Below are 20,752 nucleotides of genomic sequence, written 5' to 3'. Positions count from 1 at the left end.
TAATTGAATCAAGATAGATGCCAATCCCAATCGTCACGCACAATCATAAATAGGACATATTTGTCCATTTATTTTTGCGACACCCTGAAAATACCGCGGTATGCGGGAAATATCCTGCGTCCTCTGGCTTCGCGCCACCGCAGTGTAGAAAATAGTTTAAAACCTTGGCATCGGGCGATATTGTCATCTTGGACAATCTTCCGGCACATAAGGCGGAAGGCGTACGGCATGCAATCGAAGGTGGAGGATTCCTCTTGCTTTGTCTCCCGCAGTACAGCCCTGATCTCAATCCTTTCGAGATGGCATTTGCTAAGCTCAAATGCCATCTTACGCCAAAACTGAGCGAGCAGTCGATTGCTTGTGGAGTACGTCAGGCCGGACCGTCAAACTGTCCGAGCCGAACGAACGCGCCAACTATTTTAATTCCCGTGGATATCACCCCGAATAGAGTGGATCTGCTCTAGAAAAATATCTCCCGTATATTGTCTTAGACAATTACCAATGAGGTTCCCTTGCGATGAAATCCGAAGCCAGGGATTACTTCAATCTTGGAACGTGGCGGGAAACATCTTCACTGTGCCAGGCAGTTAACGAGGATAGAGTCTGAAGACGCGAAGTTAGCAAGGGCTCCGGTCCTTCTCGAATAATTTCTGATGACAATCGATGACAAGCTGGAAGCGGAAAGATCAATAACCGGGTCACTTGTTGCTACGTTTGCAACGCTCGTGGCTGTGCAAGACCACCCATTCACAGAGGTTGGCATGGACACCGTTCCCGAAGATGCGGCGCAGGAACTCCCTACGCCCACTCGAAACGAGAACGTTCCATTCGAGACAAGGATGCTCGGAGACGTGCAGAACCCGGAAGCGATAGTCGGGGAGGTTTTTGACCCAAGAAGACTATTGACGCTCACGACGTCGCTAAAAGAAACCGCTGAAAGTGGGCCTGCTTGAGTGACTTGCCGCGCACCATCTTGAATGTTGTTTGTTTGAAAAAAGTTCACGGATCGGTTCGTGAAGGGGGCAGTAACATTCCACCATGCGTTGCCGCTTGCAATCCCCTTCGCTCCGCTGGCGATAGTGATGCAGCTCGCAATTGACAGGCATGTGTTGCCGTTGACCGTGACCGTCTCCGCGGTATTTCCTGAAGTCCCAATGCTAATTGCACTTCCCTGGCCTGCGATTAAGGCCGCAGAGAACCCGTTGGCAGAGATTGTAGAGTTAATCAGTCCGGCTGTCTTGATCCCGAAAGTATTAGGATGCAGTAAGAAAATATTGTTCGAGATATGCGCGCCGCTCATCTCGGACGCAAATTCAATATTGGAGACGCCATTTGCAAACTGGCTGTCTGCGATCGTTGCCTGAAGGTTGAACACGTTGCCTACGGGCGAGTAAATACCCCGTCTGCATCCGGTGATATTTGAGCCGAGGAAGCTTAGTCCCTGGTAATATGTGCCATACTTGAACCCCGTCTCGCAGTAAGCGAAATTCGAGTTGACGATATTGGTTACAACATTAAAGGCAGGATCGGTCTGCCCCTGCGCCACAACCCCGTCTCCACCGTAAGCCGGGGTCGCCCGCCCATTGAAGGTGAGATCATCAATATTGACGAACGACACCTTGTCCTGAAAGATGCCCTTTCCCCAATAGTTGGCGACACCCAAGCCGTCTGAACCGTTGACATGAACATGCTCAATGACGGTAGAGCGGGCGTTCTGCGGCACGTTGACGACGTTGCTTTTCAGCCACAGCGCGGTATTGGTTCCCGTCGCAGCCGATGTTGCAATTTCCAGATTGCGAACGACCGACCAAGAGGAATTATTGGTGTAGGTCAATACGAGACCATCAGTGTTTCCAAACAGCAGTTTGGTGCAGCCTTCGCCTTCAACCGTGATGTTCTTGCCAGACGGGATTGTGTAAGCAAGTGCGGTGGAGAATTTGAACGTCCCACAAGGGAATTTAATCTTGCCGCCGTTGCTGCCGACAGCAGACAGTAGGGTGCTAGCCTTTGCTGAATTATCGGCAACGCCGTCACTGACAAAATCATAGGCCATGACATCGAAGACTGGCGAAGTCGTCAAAAGCCCATCAGGCTTTATGATCGTGTTACCGGGCTTACTCGGGCTGACGAGTTTGAGCGAATTGAATGTTGGCCCTTGCGATTGCGCGGAAACTACAACTGGATATGACAACACAAGCGCTGCCAGCAGTACCCTTGTAGAGTTTTTCATAATTACGTCCTCACGATTGTGTCTTGTGTCAACGGTCGCGGCTATTCAACCCACTGGTGCCTTGCGTAAGGGCGGACAGGGCAGCGGTCAGGGCCGCAAACTTGTTGAGCCCATATGACCATTTCCGACCAGAAATCAGTATTGGAAGTGTCTGGAAACGTGTGACGGTTATGGGGGAGTTTCCCTTTAATAGTTGCTAATCGTCCCTTGCTCTTCTATTCAATTGGCTCTTGGGCAACGTTCATGAGAAGATCAACCCTGCTCGCGCAGGCTGCGCTGCCAGCATCTCTAGCCTTGAAAAAACTGACGCTTCCGCGCACACGCCGAAATTCTCCGAGAATTACCAAGAAACTTATATTCGGTAGCTGTCTAGATGGGAATTAATATGGAATTTCGTGATTACGTCAGACAAGAAGTTCGATCTACCCGAGGCATCGAGATCGGGCCAAGCTATCGGCCAATAGCCGCCAAGAGAGATGGTTTCAAAACTGTAATCATAGACCATGCCAGCGCCGAAGATCTTAAAACGAAATACAGCGACCGAAGCGAAAACGTTGAGCTGACAGAACATGTCGATGTCGTCTGGCGTGAAGGCACATTAGAGAAAAGCTTCGATGCGTCAGAGCACGGCACCTTCGAATGGATAATTGCAAGCCATGTCATTGAGCATGTTCCTGACATCATCACTTTCCTGCAGTCGTGTGAAACACTGCTATCTCCGACAGGTCGGCTTTTCCTAGCGGTTCCCGACAAGCGACGTACATTCGACTTCGTTAAATCTCCTCTTGATATCTCCCTAGCCATGGAACGGTTTCAGGAAAAGCGGACGAGGCATGCCTATTCCACGGTGTTTTCGGCTTACAATGATCACGTCATCGTAGGTAAAGGCCGTCGTGGCGATTGGGGCGTACTCCCGATAGACACCATCCAGCTAGCCTCCAACCCGATTTCAGCAAAGAAGATAGCTGATGAAAGCCACGATGCTGCCGAGTATTTTGACTGCCATGCCAATTACCTCACACCCGCTTCTTTCGGTCTTTTACTTTTGGAAATGAGATTTCTTGGCCTCACCAGCTTTGATGGGGATGTGAGACCAACCCAAGGATGCGAGTTCTTCGCAGAGTTGCAGAGTGGAACCCAATCCACTCTCTCGTTGGAGCAATATCAACAGAAAAAGACGCGATACCGCATCGCTATGTTTGAGGAAATAGAGGATCAGATACGCCGTTTGAAGGAATCGGATAAATGGCGGGACTATGCGAGTATCAAAGATGAATCGGTAACGGTGTCTTCCCAGCCAGCTTCCTCCTCCGCAAAAAAAAGCATCATGGGGTTCCTTCGTCGACCCAAGAGTGGCGTTGCTCGTATTGATAGCTCCCGATAACCGTGTTCCCGTTACTGATCAGCGCGCCACTGATTGTTCAGTTCGTAAACCAGTCCCTCGCGATCTCGCTCACTATCGGATACAGACGACATGGGCCGGCCATCACGAGTAACCGTCGGCAGGTTCCGGTTGTCGTTATGTGCTTCGCTGCGCCATTCGTTGCCCTGCTTGTGTATCATGTGGTCACGAGCGGCTTCGGCTCTGCATTGATCTTTCGGAGCTTCCGGTGCTTGGTGCTCGGTATGTGGCTCCATCGCGTAGTCCCATCATTTCAGGCATTGGTGCGCCCGATCATTCGAGAAGGCCTCTGAAGTCGTCGTAGATCGGCAGCCTCGCGGCTTCGATATGGCTCATTCCACGCACACTGTCGCGCATGGTTTTCTACTCGGAATCAGTCATCATCTGAAGTGGCTATCTTTCGTGGGAAGTTGGCGCACCATCGCGGAGCATGAGGGGAATGTTTATCCATCTCCCGTCCCGCACGATGGCATCAATGACAGCGCCACACTTGCAGGGTTGGCCAAGTGTACTCTTGTGATCGCAGTTCATAACTCGTCCTTTTAACGTTGCGGCGGGTGATCTCACCCCACAGAAGAAATCACCCGCCGCTTCATCCGAAGGTTACCAGTCGCCGGGTAATTATCGCTTCGGCCAGAGAAACCAATGTTTGCGGCCATCGCGCTTGAACTTCGGCAGGCAGGTGTCGAGTATTGAGAAGGGTCTATATCTCTAGAGCGCGTCCATTGAACGGGGAACCGCAATTGAGGTGACACGTTTGTTTGATGTGATTGCCTACTTTCGAATCAGGAGGTATGAATGTCATGAGCGTTAAGCGATGATCTTCGCATTCGAGTTCTGGCTGTGTCTTCAGACGGGATGTCTGCGCATCCGGCTGATGCGCGGTTTAGCATAGGGATTTCGACGGCCATTGCGTGGATCGCCAACGCGCGGCAGGGTCAACTGACCGCAGGCAAACAGAGCCGGCGCTCAGGCTCAAGACTGGATGAGCATGAAGCCTTTATCGTCGGCCTTATCGATGATGAGAAAGACATCACGCTTGGCATGGTTCGATGGCCCGCTTGATCTCGATCCTGCCAAGCTTGTTTTTATCGATGAGACTGGTCTCTCCACGAAGATGTCTCTACTACGCGGTCGATCCCAATGCGGCGAATACCGCCCGTCGGCAGTTCCCCATTGTCACTGGAAAACCACGACCTTTACAGGGGCGCTCAAGCTTTCCGGAATGACCGCATCGATGGTACTCGATGGCCCGATGTACGGCGTGGCATTCTTGGCCTATATCGAGCAGGTTCTCGTTCCACTACTCAGGCCCCGGCAACGCCATTATTATGGACAATTTGCCTGCTCACAAAGCCGAAGATGTTCACCAAGCCATCGAAGTTGCTGGTTGCTTTATCTCCCGCCCTGCAGCCCTGATTTTAATCCAATCGAGATGGCCTTTTCCAAACTGAAAGCGCTTCTGCGGGCTAAAGCCGAGCGCTCAGTCGATGCGTTGTGGGATACGTCGGTAAAATCGTTCCGCTCATCAAACCACAGGAATGTGCAAACTACTTCGCGACTGCAGGTTATGACCCGGAATAAAACGGACGCGCTCTAGCAAATAGTATTAGGAGTCTGGGAGTTCGGCAGCCGTTAGCGGAACTATGGAATACCAATCGAACTGGAAACGGATTCTCTGTCAGCGTTGAACTTGGTGGCGAGTACCAATCCTGGGCCCGGCGACCCGGTTTTCTTGTTCACGACAAGTACCGTGAGGGGTGGCTGTCTGTTTGCATCGCGCCATTGCATCAAGTGCCCTAGTTGCCTATCCAGAACGCCTGATCCTTTGTAGCCCATATGAGCCGCAATAATCTGGTACGTCAATATTTCTCTGCGATGAGGCGCTCCAATGAGGATAAGATAAATCTGCTCGGCCCGGGTTCGGGTGGTCGAATTGGTTGCAAAATAGGAACCTGCTCTGATTAAATCCTGACATTGTCTTCAAACAGATAATGAAAATGGTCACTTTGGATAGAGGTCACGCTGTTCTTTAGGGGTAGTTGATAGAGGGTACGTTTATATTTAACTTGATCTCATTACTATTTTCGGTGGAATCACATCGCTGATTAGAAGGAAATAATATGCAGGTTGAGCAGAAAGAGACTCTTGTTGTATTTGGAAGCGACAAACGCAAATTGATCGCAGGATCGCCTCTCAATATCATCGTTTCGGGGGCGAGCCGCGGTGGCACATCCGCTGTCGGCTCGGTCATGCGTTTGACGGGAGTGAACTTAGGAAACAAGCTACATCCCTTAACGCATGAGGATGTCGACTTCGCGGACCTAATAAATCATGGTAATTTCAACTACAATGACTGGAGTTCACTGATTGAAAACCGAGTCAATAATTTTTCTGGCTGGAGTCTTAAGCTGCCGGCAGCTCTTACCATGCTCCACGTCTTTGAAGACACCCTACCAAATCCGCTCTATTTGGTAGTAGTTCGGAATCCAATATCCGTAGCCCGTAGCTTGGTGAACCGAGATGAAACCTACGCAAATAATATGTCTGACTATTTCCGAGGCTATTCTCACGCAATTTCTATGTATGGTGAATGTTTTCAAAATATTGGCTCAATAAAAGGTGCGTTTGCTATATGCGAGTATGAGAAGCTCATGCAGTACCCAGGCATCTTCGTTAGAGAGTTTGTTGATCTTTGCAGTCTGGAAGTCAGCCCTCACGAATTAGACGCCGCGGAACGTATTGTAAAATCGGGTGGATACAAGGACGTGGTGACCGGAGGCGTTTTCAATATTATTGGTGACAAGTAGTTCAATAATAGTACGAACCTTAAAAAGTGAATTTTGGCCTCTATAGAAAGTCGGAAAAAAATGAGCTTTTGCGACCATATTAGCAAATCAATCTGCGCGACCCACGAGAGGGATTGAGATCGACCAAACTTAACGGCCAATATTACCGAAGCGAGAAGGCGTTGAAAATATAATCTTCGATCACGCAACAGCCGATGAACTGAGGCAGAGATATAAAAATCTCTAAGATGTTACTGCAATAGAGGAAGTTGATCTCGTTTAGCGGGACGGCGGCGTCAAGGAGCAGTTTAACGGGGCAAGGCTCATTCATCACGTCTGAGCAGAACATGAAAGAGACGATAACCGTAACTCACACGCGTTTGGCAGATATACTTGATCTTGAACTTCAGTTCGGCCTGATCACCGCACCTGGACTTGTACACATGGAGCGACCTGTCGATTTTCAACCCAGAGCATGCACGCCTAGTCGAAACGTTCCTGCCCTTCTATATCGTGTCGACAGGCTTGCGCTCGCGTATAGACCTCAGATCTTAAAAGCACATCCTGGTGCACGGCCTTATCCAGAGACAAGTCGGCGACGATGCTTCAGCTTGGCATTTTCTTCTTCGAGTTGGCGGAGGCGCTCCATCCCGGATGGCCGTCAGGCCCACGTGCTTTTTGCGCCAGTAGAACGTCGCATCCGAATGCCCGCCTTGCAGCACACCTCACCGCTGGTTCGGAAATCCATCTATTCTCCTTGGTGTCCTATAAGAGCCGGCCCCTAATTGTTTAGCAGGAATAATAAGTACCGCCACAAGATAAGTGTCCTGTAATTCTAGCGCTGTCGATTTTTTTGGATTGCACTCCAATATTCCCTGTGGTTGAAGGTGATAGCCGCGGCGAGAGAAAATATGAATGCAATTTGAACCAACACATATCGAGGACGTCGTGCTTTTGGTGCCGAGCCGTTTCGGTGATGATCGCGGATATTTTATGGAGACCTTTCGAGCGGAGTGGTTCCAGCGCAATGTTGGCGATTTCACTTTTGTTCAAGAAAATCGCTCATTATCTGCAAAAGTTGGCACTGTCCGAGGCCTCCATTTTCAGCTTAATCCTCATGCCCAAGGGAAGCTGGTAACATGCATAGCCGGTGCATTACAGGACGTCGTAGTTGACATCAGAGTGGGCTCCCTGACCTATGGCCATCACGTTTCTGTTGAACTCACGGCAGGAAATGCTCATCAACTATGGGTACCGCCTGGATTCGCGCATGGATTTTGCACGTTAGAGCCAGATACTGTCATAAGCTACAAAGTGACTGACTACTATGCGTTCGATTGTGACCGAGGTTTGCTTTGGAACGATCCGGCACTGAACATCGATTGGCCGGTCGCCGTCAGTGACGCGGTTCTGTCTGACAAGGATAAAAAGCAACCACTGCTCGCCGAGTTAGATACCAATTTCGTCTAAGGCGATCGAATTTACCAGGAGATTTGAGTGAATGCGCGTACTCGTTACCGGCGGTGCAGGTTTTATCGGATCTGCTGTCGTTAGACATCTAGTCAACGACAAGCACTACGATGTATTGAATATTGACAAGTTGACTTACGCCGGGACGCTGACGTCTATGGTGTCAGTGAGTGATAATCCGCTATATCGCTTCGAAAATGCAGATGTCTGCGACAAAACATCCATAACACAAGCAATTTCAAGTTTCAGACCAGATCGCATCATGCACTTGGCAGCCGAAAGCCATGTTGACCGGTCTATCACGGGTGCTAAGGATTTCGTTGAAACGAATGTGCTTGGCACATTCAACATGCTCGAATGCGCGCGTGCTTTTTGGCAATCTTTAGACAGCAGTGCGAAACGGACATTTCGTTTCCTCCACATTTCAACTGATGAAGTCTACGGTTCATTGGGCGAGGAAGGCCAATTTACCGAAACCACGCCATATGATCCCAGTTCGCCCTACTCTGCCACAAAAGCAGCGTCTGACCATCTCGCGAAGGCGTGGGAGAGGACTTATGGCTTGCCAGTTGTGGTATCCAACTGCTCGAACAATTATGGGCCTTTCCATTTCCCAGAAAAGCTCATTCCGCTCATGATCATCAGTGCGATTGAGGGTAAATCTCTGCCTGTTTATGGTAGCGGGAGCAACATACGTGACTGGTTGTTTGTTGAAGATCATGCCAAAGCTTTGGATCTCATCGCAGAGCGTGGACGCGTTGGCGAAACATACAATGTGGGCGGCAGAAACGAGCAGCGAAACATTGATGTCGTCAACCGCATTTGCGCGCTGATGGATGAATTTCGCCCTGAACATGGCCCACATTCCAGATTGATTAAGTATGTTCAGGATCGACCCGGACATGATGCACGCTACGCAATCGATGCAACAAAGCTCGAGCAGGAACTGTGCTGGAAGGCCGTCGAAAACTTCGACACAGGGATCGAAAAGACAGTAAAATGGTATCTCGAAAACGAATGGTGGTGGTCACCCTTACGGCACGGATACAAGGGAGACCGGCTGGGTCTTCTACCCTCAGGATCCGCGGCATGACGAACGTCAAACGCTATCTTGTCACCGGGCTGGAAGGTCAGCTCGCACAGTCGCTCATTCAACAAGCGGCAAGCGATGCTTCGGTAGAGATTATTGCTGTAGGAAGACCAAAGCTAGATCTCGCAAGACCGGAAACCGTAACCGGTGCAGTGATGGAGCTCAAACCTGATCTCGTAATATCCGCGGCTGCTTATACCGCTGTAGACCAGGCGGAGAGCGAGAGTGCGTTGGCGCACGTTGTCAACAGAGACGGCCCATCGGCTCTAGCAGCGGCTGCGGCAAAGCTCGACATACCGATCGTGCAAATCTCGACAGACTATGTCTTTGATGGCGCTAAAAGAACGCCGTATAAAGAGGCCGATGCAGTCTCGCCGTTGGGCGCTTACGGTGCAAGCAAACTGGACGGCGAAAAGGCCGTGGCGGCGGCGACGGACAATTATGCGATACTGCGGACCGCCTGGGTTTACAGTCCGTTCGGAAAAAATTTTCTGAAGACAATGCTGCGAGTGGCCGAAAGCCGTGACGTCGTCAACGTGGTCGACGACCAGTTCGGAAATCCGACATCCGCGCTCGATATTGCCGGAGCAGTGCTTGCTGTCTCTCGCAGCCTTCTTGCCTCAACCGACCCTAGACTACGAGGGATATTCCATACGACGGCGACTGGCGAGGCCAGTTGGGCCGATTTTGCCGAAGAAATTTTCAGAGCCTCCGCTGAGATGGGCGGTCCCTCTGCGGGGGTGAACAGAATTCCTTCAAGCAATTACCCTACTCCTGCCAAAAGGCCAACCAACTCACGCCTGAACTGTGGAAAGCTCCTAAATACTTATGGCGTGTCCCTGCCGCAGTGGCAAACTTCTACGCGAAAAACAGTTGCCCAGATTATCCAAACGTCGCGTGCCGACGAAATTTCAGGAGACAATAAATGAAGGGCATCATACTTGCCGGCGGCAGCGGTACACGGCTTCATCCCGCGACACTGGCCGTCAATAAGCAACTCATTCCCGTGTACGACAAGCCAATGATTTATTATCCGTTGTCTGTTCTGATGCTGGCTGGCATTCGCGACATATTGATAATATCCTCTCCTGAGTACATGGACAGCTACAAACGTTTGTTCGGCGATGGCTCTGGTTGGGGACTGAACTTCTCCTATGTCGTACAACCCAAACCAGACGGACTGGCGCAAGCGTTTACATTGGGTGCCGAATTTATCGGTGACGACAATGTCGCTCTGGTTCTTGGCGACAACATCTTTTTCGGGGCCGGCCTTCAGGGGCTGCTCGCACAGGCACGCGACCGCAAGACGGGTGCTACAGTCTTTGCATATGAAGTGGATGATCCTGAAAGATATGGCGTGGTCGAGCTTGATGCGGACGGGCGAGCTTTGTCGTTGGAAGAGAAACCAACGTCACCCAAATCGCGTATGGCTGTCACCGGCCTGTATTTTTACGACAGCAAAGTCGTCGAATATGCGCGCACCATGCAGCCGTCTGCACGTGGGGAGTATGAAATTACGGACCTGAACCGTATCTATATGGAAAAGAGCGAGCTATTCGTTGAGCGCATGTCCCGTGGCTATGCGTGGCTGGACACCGGTACCCATGACAGCCTACTCGAAGCTTCGGAATTTGTTCGGACTATCCAGCACCGACAGGGTACGAGCGTCGCGTGCATCGAGGAGATAGCATATACAAATGGATGGATCACGCGGGATCAAGTGCGCGAATATGGACTTATGTTTTCAAAGACGGCGTACGGCAAATGGTTGCTGAAATTGCTTGAGGATTGAAGTGTCGAATACGCTCCGAAGATACCAGTGATCGCGACAAAGGTAATGGCGGCAGCAAATATTAAACGCATGAAGTCACCCAGTTCTTTCCTTGGAACGTATGAGGAAAGGATGAAGAGACGCCTAAAAGAGGATCTGCAAGAGATATCCATTGAGTTTCGATGACCGCTTAAACCCGACACCAGACTTCAGCCGAGTGTTCGCTCCGAATAATTCCACGGCATCAGCTCGTGAACCCGGTTCTGCTTGTGGCCGTTTACTATGGCGGTGAGCGTGGCGGTCAAATAGGCCAGTGGATCGACCGAATTGAGCTTACAGGTCTCGATGAGCGATGCGATGGCCGCCCAGTTCTCTGCTCCGGCATCGTGGCCCGCAAATAGCGCGTTCTTCCGGTTCAGTGCAATCGGTCGGATGGTCCGCTCGACGGTATTATTGTCGATCTCGATGCGACCGTCTGTCAGGAAGAGTTGGAGACCATCCCAGTATTTGGTGATGTAGGCCAAGGCTTCGCCGAGCGGGGATTTTGCAGCGACACGGGCTTTGTTATGCGTAAGCCAAACCTGCATGGCGGCGACGAGCGGTGCAGACCGTTCCTTCCGTCCGGTCACGCGAGCCTCCGGATCAAAACCGCGCAATTCGGTCTCTATCCGATACAGCTCGCCGATCCGTTTGACGCCGTCCTCGGCAATGGGTGCTGTTCCGTTACGGGTGATCTCCACCAGCTTGCGACGAGCGTGCGCCCAGCAATAGGCAAGCCGGATGTCCGGGCCAACGCGCTCAGGCGCGATCAGTCTGTTGTATCCGGCATAACCATCGACCTGCAGGATGCCGGAAAAGCCCTGCAATATCCGTTCGGCATGGATGCCTCCGCGACCGGGCGCGTAGGTGAAGGCAACACCTGGCGGATCACCGCCGCCCCATGGGCGATCATCCCGTGCCAACGCCCAGAAGTATCCGGTCTTGGTTTTGCGAGAGCCTGGATCAAGAACCGGAGCACGCGTCTCGTCCATGAACAATTTGGTTGAGCGCTTCAGCTCAGTGATCAGCGCATCGAAGATGGGACGCAGCTCATAGGCTGCTCGACCGACCCAGTCGGCAAGCGTGGACCGGTCGAGATCGACGCCCTGGCGGCTCATGATCTGCGCTTGCCGATAGAGGGGTAGATGATCGGCATATTTAGAGACCAGCACATGGGCGACGGTCGCTTCCGTCGGCAACCCTGCCTGGATCAACCTTGCCGGAGCCGGAGCCTGAACAACGCCGTCGGTGCAGGCACGGCAGGCATATTTGGGACGGCGCGTGACCAAGACTCGGAATTGCGCCGGTATGACATCGAGGCGTTCGGAGACATCCTCCCCGATGCAATGCAGGCAACCGCCACAGGCGCAGATCAGGCTTGCTGGCTCGATCACCTCTTCCACTCGGGGAAGATGTTTTGGAAGAGAGCCACGATTGGTCGTGCGTGACTTGGTCGTCCTAGTTCCAGCAGGAGTGTCCGCCTCGTCCTCGGCATGGATCGCGGCCATCGCCGTTTCCAGGTCCTCCAATGCCAGATCGAACTGGTCGGGATCGGTCTTCTCGGATTTGCGCCCAAATGCTGCCTGCTTGAAGGCTGCGACCAGCTTCTCAAGCCGTTCGATCCGCTCGTCCTTGCGAGCGATATGCTCGTCCTTACTTGCTATCGCGACGTCCTTGGGCGTCTCGCGTGCCTGGGCTGCGATCAGCATCGCCTTCAGGGCAGCAACATCATCGGGAAGATCGGCGGCGTTCAGCATGGCTGGAACCTACCAAATTCTGTGCCGATTTGCCTTCGGAATCTGTTGTCCTGAGTCATCTTGCCGCAGCTATTCGATGGTCTCCGGCGTTCTCGTCCTGACGGCATGAACCCGCCGCCAATCCAGGCCCGCAAACAGGGCCTCAAACTGGGCATGGGTCAACGTCATCAATCCATCCTTGATACCGGGCCATGTGAACGTGTGCTCTTCCAGCCGTTTGTAGGCCATGACGATCCCGGAGCCATCCCAGTAGATCAGCTTCAACCGGTCCGCCTTGCGGGACCGGAACACGAAGACCGTTCCCGTAAACGGGTCCTTGTGCAGCTCGTTCTTCACCAGCGCCGCCAATCCGTCATGCCCCTTACGGAAGTCTACGGGTTTGGTCGCCACCATGATCCGGACGCGGTTCGAGGGGAAGATCATATCGCCGCCGCCAGTGCACGCGCGATGGCAGCAATCCGGGCAACAGACGCACCTTCTTCAAGACGGATCGTGACAGGGCCGACAACAATCTCGGGGCGGCAAACTGGTTTGACGCTCGGCGGCTCCGGCGCGGGCGTCTCGACAACCATGGCCGCGAATTCGACTGCGTCTTCCGGCTCAGGCAAAACCAGCTTTCCCTCTCGTGCCAGTGTTCGCCAGGTCGATAGGTGGTTGGCCTTCAGCCCGTGGCGGGCCGCGACCTCATTCACCGTCACACCTGGTCGCAAACTCTCCGACACTATCCGTGCCTTGACCTCATCTGACCATTGACGATGCGCCTCACGTCCGCTCCGCCGCGTCGTGAGAACCTCCAATGTAGTGTCCATGGAGAAACTCCTTATCGCTCGTCCATGAAAACTCGATCACAGATCAGGCGGTAGTGAGCAACGTGGGGGTGGAACATCGGTTACATTCCAGCTCCCGATGGCCCAAAATCGGGGAGCACCTCAAAAAACCGCCGGAGCGAACTCAAAACTGGATGAAACTTGGGGTCAAGGTCAGTATAGCTCGGGATGAAGAATTTATCTTTTCCGAATGAGATAAAGTCTGCGAATCTGTAGCCAAGTTAGCCTCAGTAGGTACCTCGTAACCAACGCGAAAAAACAAGCCTGCCACGCCATAGTACGTTACGAGAGATAATCCCATTAGTTCCAATCCTGAGATTGATAAGCGTTGGCGAACAAAGTAAGCAGTGGCGTGAATCGCTGATCGAGCTGATGTGAGGCATGATGAAAACTAACTTTTTTTCTCTGGCAACAAGCGCCCTGGAGCGGCGGGCAACGGGAAGCCTCTTTAGTGAAAGTTGGTATAAGCGGCGCTATCCCGATGTAGCGAGGTCAAAAATGGATCCGCTCTATCACTACATAAAATTCGGACAATTTGAGCACCGGGACCCTCATCCTCTGTTCTCAACCACGTTTTATTATAACAGGTATCCCGACGCTAAAGATCGAGACATGAATCCCTTAGCGCATTTCGTATCGTATGGCGATCACCTGAACTATAAGCCACATCCATTATTCGATCCGAGATACGTTCGCTCACAAACAGGGTGTAGGCAGAATTCTCTGCTTGCCTACAGCGCCGCATCTCGGCGCGGTAAGATTATAAGTCCGCACCCAATTTTCGATATTAAATTCTATCTTTCGGAGGTAGGAGATGAAGATATCGAAGACATTTTGAGTCACTATCTCGCAATAGGCGCTCAAAAAGGCTACAATCCGTGCCGTTTTTTCGACGGATCCTATTATCTTGCTAGATATCGAGATGTCTCGGAAGCTGGACTTAATCCATTAGCACATTATCTTTCTGGGGGTGGTGCCGAGGACAGAGAGCCCCATCCTATTTTTGACAGTGGTTGGTACCGAGGCGCCTATATGGCCGGGGTCCATAATTCGGTCACTCCACTCGAACATTTTATTAGCTCAGGCAAACGCGAGTTTCACTCGCCTCACCCTATGTTTCCAACGCGCCAACTGCGAGAAGAAAATAGCAATAGTCATCCGGTTGAGGTCGTTCTTGCCAATGGCAGCCTCGCATTCAATCCCCCATCGCTAGATGGCGACAGCGAGACCATTATCACGTCGAAAAAAAATGCCATATCAGAGCTTGGAGATACTGAGGCTTTTATGGTGTTTAATTTTGACGCTATTTCTGGCGGGATATTTTCGATATTTTCTATTGTTGCTGAAATGCGCGCACTCGGAGCCAACACTGCTCTGTTCTCAATGCCCGGTGGCGAGCCAATTATGCGTTATGTGCGGTTTAACAATTCGGAGATAATCTCGCCCTTCGACTCGTTTTTATCGCTTGTAAGAGAAGGGAAGGTAAAGCGCGTGCATGTGCCTGAGGTGCTGTTATTGCCACTCCTCGATCTTTTGAAAACAAATAGGATCGATTGCAGCAATCTGAGCTTAAATATATTAAATCAGAACGCAGAACTGATGCCTGAAAAGGCGAAGTTTGAAAGCTCGATGATGCGGTTCAAGGCTGTCACCATGACTACAGCTCACGAGCGCTATTCGTCACAAGAGCACGCGGATCGTTGGGGCCTGCCTCTAAAGCACCTGTCAACTTATGTCTCGTACGACAATTACAAAAGAAAAGAATTCGCGCAGAAGAAAAATATGATCGTTCTTTCACCCGATCGAATGGGTGCGGACGACGAATTTCTAGAATTTTTCTCCAACTCCAGTCGTGGTTATGTGATCTACAGGGTTCGCGCTGTGCATTACGAGATGTTTAAGTATTGCTTGCCTTGGGCAAAGTTCTGCATAACTTTTGGTGAGGGCCTAGACAATTATTTCATCGAAACAATCTTTACTGGTGGCATTGCCTTCGCAATCTATAATCCAGTATTTATGCCACTTGAAATGAAGAGCTTGCCTAACGTGTTTGCGGACCTTCAAGAAATGGAAGAAAAAATATTCTCTGTGATGCGCGACATTGAGAGCGACAGTACTTACCGTGATAGAGTTTTAGAAATGAATTATAATTTTTTAAAGAAAATATACGATGCCTCAATCTACAGGAAAAAGCTTAAGAGCTTTCACGATGGTAAGTTTGATTTTTATCCAGGGAGTGACAGATGAAAAAAACGGTCCTTGTCTTACCGGCTGGCACAGAAATCGGGCATGAAATATTTGAGTGTCTTCAATACTCGAAACATTGGAATGTTGTTGGTGCGAACAACGTCCCCGACCATAGCCAGCTTACATTCCGTCAGGTTCGTTACGGATTGCCTTTTGTCGACGACGAAAATTTCGTGAACGCAGTGCAGTCGATTGTAGATGAAATAAAAGCCGATTTTGTCGTGCCCGCTCATGATGAAGCGATTTACAAACTCGCCGATGCCCTGGAAAGATGCATTGTAGTAGGACCGAAAAGACGTTTGTCGGAGACACTGAGACTCAAGTCAGAAACTATCGCGGCATTAAAAGACACCGTTCCTCTTCCTAGAGACTTCGACCCTCGACTTGGTTTTCCGTGCTTTGTCAAACCAGATCGAGGACAGGGATCTCGAGGCGCTAGGGTTATTAATGATGCTTCCTCACTTGCGAAAGTCTTAGATGAGCCACAACCTTATGTCATTCAGGAATATTTACCGGGTCCTGAGGTAACAATTGACTGCTTTTCCACACCCAACCATGAGTTGATTTATTGTGGGCCCAGAAACCGCGCTCGCGTAAGCGGGGGAATCGCGACGAGGATGACCCGCGTTAACGAAAATATATTTCACGAGTACGCAAAACTTATTTCCTCAAAACTAAGAATCGAAGGTGCTTGGTTTTTCCAGATGAAGCAAGATTCCTCCGGTGAATTTAAACTACTAGAAGTAGCAAATCGCATCGCGGGATCATCAGGATTTCAGCGGATGCTTGGGGTAAATTTTATGGATGCCTGGCTTCATCAACTGTTAGGCGCACCAATCTCCTTCTGCGGCGTAAATGGCGTTGACGTGGTGTATGATAGAGCCCTCTATGGGAAGGTTCGTTCAGACTTCCAGCCTACAGCTGTTTACGTAGATTTCGATGACACCATCTTACTGGACAGCGATCGTCTAAATTATGGCCTGGTTGGAATTTTATATGGCCTGAAATCCAAACTAGTACCCATCATATTGATCACGAGACATGCGGAGTGCCCCTCGTCTCGTCTGGAATCACTTGGTATTAAATCTCTGTTTAAAGAAGTAATACATCTGAAAGCTGGGGAAGCAAAATCCGTCCACATAAGAGGAGAGCGCCCTGTATTTGTGGACGACTCATATCGTGAGAGGAAGGATGTCGCGGAAAATACGGCCGCTTTATGCTTACCACCTGAATCGTACCCGTTACTAGAATCGATGATATAAAAGAGAAAAAGATATGAAGGACCCTAGAACTCAGCCGTTGTATGTTACTAAGCCTATTGCGCCAAATCGGGACGTGCTGTTTGATATTCAAAATCGGATTATTGACCGGGGCCTGTATTCGAATTTCGCGCCTTCAGAGCAAGAGTTGACTCAGACGTTAGCGCGGCGTTTTGGATGTGACAATGTTTTATTATTCAATAATGGAACTATAGCGCTACTAGCCCTTCTTTTGGCGTTACCACAAAAGTCTGGAACGATACTTACAAGTCCTTTCACGTTCCCAGCGACTGTACACTGCATTCGATTGGCCGGCTATAAAGTAAAATTCGTAGATATAGATCGGAGTACCCTAAATATCGATGTTACTAAGTTGGCAGAAAATTACGATAGTGATGTTGTTGGCGTGCTTGCTGTCCACGTTTACGGCAATCCCTGTGATACGTCGGCCATAAAGGAATTTTGCGAAAAATATGACCTGTTTGAGCTCTACGATGCAGCACATTGCTTTGATGTTTTCGAGGGAGGCTCGTCAGTTTACAAGCGCGGTGTTGCAAGCATGGCAAGTTTGCACGCGACGAAACTGATGCACACAGGTGAAGGAGGAGCGTTGTTTTTCCAGGATGGAGCGCTATTACAGGAAGTGAAGTCGGTGATGAACTTTGGAATTAGAGGCGAGGACAGAATCGATGGATTGGGCCTTAATGGTAAACTTAACGAATTTAATGCTGCTGTAGGTCTGTCCGTCTTACCGTTTGTAAGTGTCGAGATTTCCCGCCGCAAAGAGATCGCCCATTTATATGACCAGCAACTCAGGCAGATACCAGGGGTATCGTTCCCGTCGTTCGACCAAGCCGTAGAAAGGAATTACCAATACTATCCTGTTTTATTCGATCCTTCAGAAGGACTTGATCGTGACCGCATTTGGGCACAACTACGCGCCCGAAATATATTCGCTCGTAAATATTTTTATCCCTTGGTTTCAGACTGTCAGCCGTATAGAGCGGAACAGACCGACGTGTTTTCTGTGGCAGCGAATGCCTCTCGAACAGTATTGTGTTTGCCGATGCATTCTGGTGTGACGGCGGAAGACGTAGAAGAAATTGTTGAAGTTGTAATAAAATCGCGTGGAGCGTGAGTAATGGCAGTGAGCGTGATAGTTCCGGTGCACAACGCCGCCGATTTTTTGGGTCCGACTCTGTCTTCGATTGCCAATGCATTGGAAAGCCGCGATCAACTTATCCTAGTTTTCGATTCATGCACGGACCAATCAGTTGAGACATTTCTGCGCTGGAGGCGAAATCAAATCGCTAACATCGAATTCGAAATTTCCGTGAAAGAGACAAATTGTGGAAGCGTTTCAGGGTCTCGCAATGTAGGAATTGAACTGGTCAATCGGGAATGGCTAACGTTCGCGGATCATGATGATAGAGTGTTACCGCGAGCTTATCGAGATATGGAACGTGTTGGAAATCACGAAGTGGACGTCGTTCGAGCGGGGTACATAAAGCAAGTTGGTCAAGACTATGAGGTGGTCTACCCGAAATACTCTCCTGACATGTATGCGTTTTATGGGATATTTGTATGGAATTCCCTTTTTTCTGTCGACATGATCCGGAAAAACAATATCGAATTCATTGCTGGCTACGGTGAGGACTATGAATTCAACCTAAACATTGCAAAGGTCTGCAAATCGCAAGGATTTTTGCGAAAGCCTGTTTATACGTGGATGATACATGGGAATAACCAACATTTGAGCAGGAAGCCAGTCGATTTCGCTAATCGAGTGCTGGGTATATTCGACCGACACCATGAATATTTCCACAGCAACCATAACGCCCTTGCTGTATTTGTCCAGTGGGTTGAAGAATATACCACACATCTGAAAATTAAATTTCCTGATTACGATATTGCCGCGGATTGGGAAAAAAGAAAGGACTTAGTCTCCTTGCTTGATTGGAAATTATTGAGTTCATTTTGATGACGTGATGATTTGAATTGGCATTAACGCGACGAAAGTACTCACTTCGCAAGCGATATAGTGGACCTCATCGACGTCATGAGCGCCGTCCTAGGAAAACTGCGCACCGAGGACAATTGGAATTTCTACCTGACTTCGGCTTCGATGCCGGGAACAGGAGATACCGTGACAAGACGACCACGCCGGTGACCATGCCCCCAATAAATTAGGCCATTTTGAACTGGAATTTTCCACTTATGATCCCTGACGGGAAGAAGAGGAGAATTCGATGAAGGCGTCCAAATTTTCGGAAGCGCAGATCGCATTTGTGTTGAAGCAGGCGGAGGATGGAACACCGATTGGTGAGGTTTGCCGCAAGGCAGGCATTTCGGATGCGACGTTCTACAATTGGCGTAAAAAATACGCGGGCCTGATGCCCTCGGAGATGAAGCGACTGCGGCAGCTTGAGGAGGAGAATGCCAAGCTGAAGCGGATTGTGGCGGATCTCTCACTGGACAAGGCCATGCTCCAGGATGTTCTGTCAAAAAAGCTCTGAGGCCTGCCCGCAAGCGCAAGCTTGTCGACACAGTCAAGGCGGACTGGAAGGTTTCGATCCGGCGTGCATGCTCGGTGTTGAAGATTGACCGGTCGCTCTATGTCTACAAGTCCAGACGTGGCGAGCAGGCCGAACTAAAGCTGAAGATCAGGGACATCTGCCAAACGCGCGTGCGCTACGGTTATCGTCGCGTCCATGTCCTGCTCAGGCGTGATGGATGGCCTGTTAATCCGAAGCGAATCTATCGTCTTTACAAGGAGATGGACCTCCAGCTCCGCAACAAGGTTCCCAAGCGTCGGGTCAAGGCTAAGCTGCGAGCCGACCGCACGGAACCGACCCATTCTAACCATGTCTGGGCGATGGACTTCGTACACGACCAATTGGCTACCGGCCGCAAAATCAGGATTCTGACAGTGGTTGATACATTTTCACGCTTTTCGCCGGCAGTCGATGCCCGCTTCAGTTACAAGGGTGAGGATGTCGTTCAGACGCTTGAGAGGGTATGTCGCCAGGTCGGCTACCCAGCCACCATTCGGGTAGACAACGGCAGCGAATTCATCTCTCGTGATCTTGATCTCTGGGCATATCACAGAGGCGTCGTGCTCGACTTCTCGCGGCCGGGCAAGCCCACGGACAACAGCTACATCGAGAGCTTTAATGGCAAGTTCCGGGCTGAATGTCTAAACGCTCATTGGTTTATGAGCCTTGACGACGCACGGGCGAAGATGGAGGATTGGCGGAGAGACTACAACGAGTTCCGGCCACATAGCGCGATCGGCAACAAGGTGGCGATTTCGCTCATGAACGGCTCATCGGCCCTCACGCCGACCTGAGCCAAAACCCCGGAAAATTCCAGCTCCCGATGGCCCAAAATCGGGGAGCACCTCACAATGGGCCAGAGCTTACTTCAAAATGGATTATTTCAACGGGGCAAGGTCACCGGAACCATAGACCGGCTTTCATGGAAAAGGTAGCGCCTGCCGCGGTCAGAGGCGGACAGACGCTGATGGAATTATCCCAGCAGTTCGACGTGCATACCAACCAGATCAGACGTGAGCGTCCGGTGAGCGGATTTTGCTGATCGGAGAAATCGGGCGATGTTCTGGCGGCAGGCATTTTCGGCAATGGAGCAAAAGCGGAAACGGCGACCCAAACCGTTGATTTAAAAAAGCTGTACGACAAAATCGGCGACCTGACACTCGAGAACCATTTTTGAGACGAAGCGCTCGGCAAGGTGTGATTGCTGTGTGCGTCCGGCCAACACATTTCGCGAACTGAGCCATCCAGGTGATGATCTGGCGTTAGTACCAGCATTAGTGCTGGGATTAGATCGGGATCTTAGAGGTTGGCATGGC

17 protein-coding genes and 2 pseudogenes are annotated in these 20,752 nt (G+C 50.6%); 15 read left to right on the top strand and 4 right to left on the bottom strand.

The genetic code is table 11. The annotated features are described in order from the left end of the window. Positions 1 to 161 precede the first annotated feature (161 nt). Positions 162 to 448 (top strand): annotated as a pseudogene (locus tag CPJ18_RS26325) (transposase); the annotation flags it as partial. Between the two features lie 123 nt (positions 449 to 571). Here the strand turns inward: CPJ18_RS26325 and CPJ18_RS26320 are convergent. Continuing rightward, a complete protein-coding gene (locus tag CPJ18_RS26320) occupies positions 572 to 2,230 on the bottom strand; it encodes a pectate lyase family protein (protein ID WP_146258736.1) in 1,659 nt (552 codons plus the stop codon). A 385-nt stretch (positions 2,231 to 2,615) separates the two neighbouring features. Here CPJ18_RS26320 and CPJ18_RS26315 point away from each other — a divergent pair, with 385 nt between their 5' ends. From CPJ18_RS26315 to rfbA, 8 genes are all read left to right on the top strand, one after another. Next, on the top strand, positions 2,616 to 3,614 hold the full coding sequence (locus CPJ18_RS26315; protein WP_167397988.1) for a class I SAM-dependent methyltransferase: 999 nt from the start codon (positions 2,616 to 2,618) through the stop codon (positions 3,612 to 3,614). Positions 3,615 to 4,475: 861 nt separating this feature from the next. Then, a complete protein-coding gene (locus tag CPJ18_RS26965) occupies positions 4,476 to 4,697 on the top strand; it encodes a hypothetical protein (protein WP_167397987.1) in 222 nt (73 codons plus the stop codon). Continuing rightward, positions 4,672 to 5,232 carry a transposase gene (locus CPJ18_RS26305; protein ID WP_167397986.1) on the top strand — a complete coding sequence of 187 codons (561 nt, stop codon included), beginning with the start codon at positions 4,672 to 4,674 and terminating at the stop codon, positions 5,230 to 5,232. Before CPJ18_RS26965 ends, CPJ18_RS26305 begins: the two co-directional genes overlap by 26 nt. Positions 5,233 to 5,755: 523 nt before the next feature. Then, on the top strand, positions 5,756 to 6,442 hold the full coding sequence (locus CPJ18_RS26300; RefSeq protein WP_103660479.1) for a hypothetical protein: 687 nt from the start codon (positions 5,756 to 5,758) through the stop codon (positions 6,440 to 6,442). Between the two features lie 894 nt (positions 6,443 to 7,336). After that, complete coding sequence (gene rfbC, locus CPJ18_RS26290; protein WP_103660477.1) at positions 7,337 to 7,891, top strand: dTDP-4-dehydrorhamnose 3,5-epimerase; 555 nt, start codon at positions 7,337 to 7,339, stop codon at positions 7,889 to 7,891. Positions 7,892 to 7,922: 31 nt separating this feature from the next. Beyond that, positions 7,923 to 8,984 carry a dTDP-glucose 4,6-dehydratase gene (gene rfbB, locus CPJ18_RS26285; RefSeq protein ID WP_103660476.1) on the top strand — a complete coding sequence of 354 codons (1,062 nt, stop codon included), beginning with the start codon at positions 7,923 to 7,925 and terminating at the stop codon, positions 8,982 to 8,984. Further along, positions 8,981 to 9,910 carry a dTDP-4-dehydrorhamnose reductase gene (gene rfbD, locus CPJ18_RS26280; protein WP_103660475.1) on the top strand — a complete coding sequence of 310 codons (930 nt, stop codon included), beginning with the start codon at positions 8,981 to 8,983 and terminating at the stop codon, positions 9,908 to 9,910. Before rfbB ends, rfbD begins: the two co-directional genes overlap by 4 nt. Next, positions 9,907 to 10,773 carry a glucose-1-phosphate thymidylyltransferase RfbA gene (gene rfbA / locus CPJ18_RS26275; RefSeq protein ID WP_103660474.1) on the top strand — a complete coding sequence of 289 codons (867 nt, stop codon included), beginning with the start codon at positions 9,907 to 9,909 and terminating at the stop codon, positions 10,771 to 10,773. Before rfbD ends, rfbA begins: the two co-directional genes overlap by 4 nt. Positions 10,774 to 10,961: 188 nt before the next feature. Here rfbA and tnpC read toward each other — a convergent pair whose 3' ends face one another. From tnpC to tnpA, 3 genes are all read right to left on the bottom strand, one after another. Then, entirely contained in the window at positions 10,962 to 12,548 is a 1,587-nt protein-coding gene (gene tnpC / locus CPJ18_RS26270; protein WP_103660473.1) for an IS66 family transposase, read from the bottom strand. 69 nt (positions 12,549 to 12,617) lie between these two features. Beyond that, on the bottom strand, positions 12,618 to 12,971 hold the full coding sequence (tnpB, locus tag CPJ18_RS26700) for an IS66 family insertion sequence element accessory protein TnpB (protein WP_077105602.1): 354 nt from the start codon (positions 12,969 to 12,971) through the stop codon (positions 12,618 to 12,620). Continuing rightward, a complete protein-coding gene (tnpA, locus tag CPJ18_RS26695) occupies positions 12,968 to 13,357 on the bottom strand; it encodes an IS66-like element accessory protein TnpA (protein ID WP_146258735.1) in 390 nt (129 codons plus the stop codon). Before tnpA ends, tnpB begins: the two co-directional genes overlap by 4 nt. A gap of 399 nt (positions 13,358 to 13,756) precedes the next feature. Between tnpA and CPJ18_RS26690 the strand changes: the two genes are divergently transcribed. The 6 genes and pseudogenes from CPJ18_RS26690 to CPJ18_RS27415 all read left to right on the top strand — a co-directional run. Further along, the gene (locus CPJ18_RS26690; RefSeq protein WP_146258734.1) at positions 13,757 to 15,622 is read left to right on the top strand and encodes a hypothetical protein; all 1,866 of its coding nucleotides are present in this window, start codon (positions 13,757 to 13,759) and stop codon (positions 15,620 to 15,622) included. After that, positions 15,619 to 16,884 carry an ATP-grasp domain-containing protein gene (locus CPJ18_RS26255; protein WP_103660471.1) on the top strand — a complete coding sequence of 422 codons (1,266 nt, stop codon included), beginning with the start codon at positions 15,619 to 15,621 and terminating at the stop codon, positions 16,882 to 16,884. The genes CPJ18_RS26690 and CPJ18_RS26255 overlap by 4 nt, the downstream gene beginning before the upstream one ends. A 13-nt stretch (positions 16,885 to 16,897) precedes the next feature. Beyond that, a complete protein-coding gene (locus tag CPJ18_RS26250; RefSeq protein ID WP_103660470.1) occupies positions 16,898 to 18,019 on the top strand; it encodes a DegT/DnrJ/EryC1/StrS family aminotransferase in 1,122 nt (373 codons plus the stop codon). Positions 18,020 to 18,022: 3 nt separating this feature from the next. Continuing rightward, positions 18,023 to 18,862, top strand: a complete 840-nt coding sequence (locus CPJ18_RS26245; protein WP_103660469.1) for a glycosyltransferase family 2 protein — start codon at positions 18,023 to 18,025, stop codon at positions 18,860 to 18,862. Between the two features lie 268 nt (positions 18,863 to 19,130). After that, a protein-coding gene (locus CPJ18_RS26240) for an IS3 family transposase (RefSeq protein WP_103660468.1) occupies positions 19,131 to 20,230 on the top strand; the annotation gives its coding sequence in 2 pieces (ribosomal slippage) (positions 19,131 to 19,383 and positions 19,383 to 20,230; 1,101 coding nt in all). A 128-nt stretch (positions 20,231 to 20,358) separates the two neighbouring features. After that, a pseudogene (locus CPJ18_RS27415) lies at positions 20,359 to 20,642 on the top strand (hypothetical protein); the annotation flags it as partial. Positions 20,643 to 20,752: the final 110 nt, after the last annotated feature.

The organism is Agrobacterium rosae (assembly GCF_002915175.1).
In the GTDB taxonomy this organism is placed as follows: domain Bacteria; phylum Pseudomonadota; class Alphaproteobacteria; order Rhizobiales; family Rhizobiaceae; genus Agrobacterium; species Agrobacterium rosae.
The sequence above is the reverse complement of the archived record's forward strand: the minus strand, read 5'-3'. Positions and strand labels throughout refer to the sequence as shown.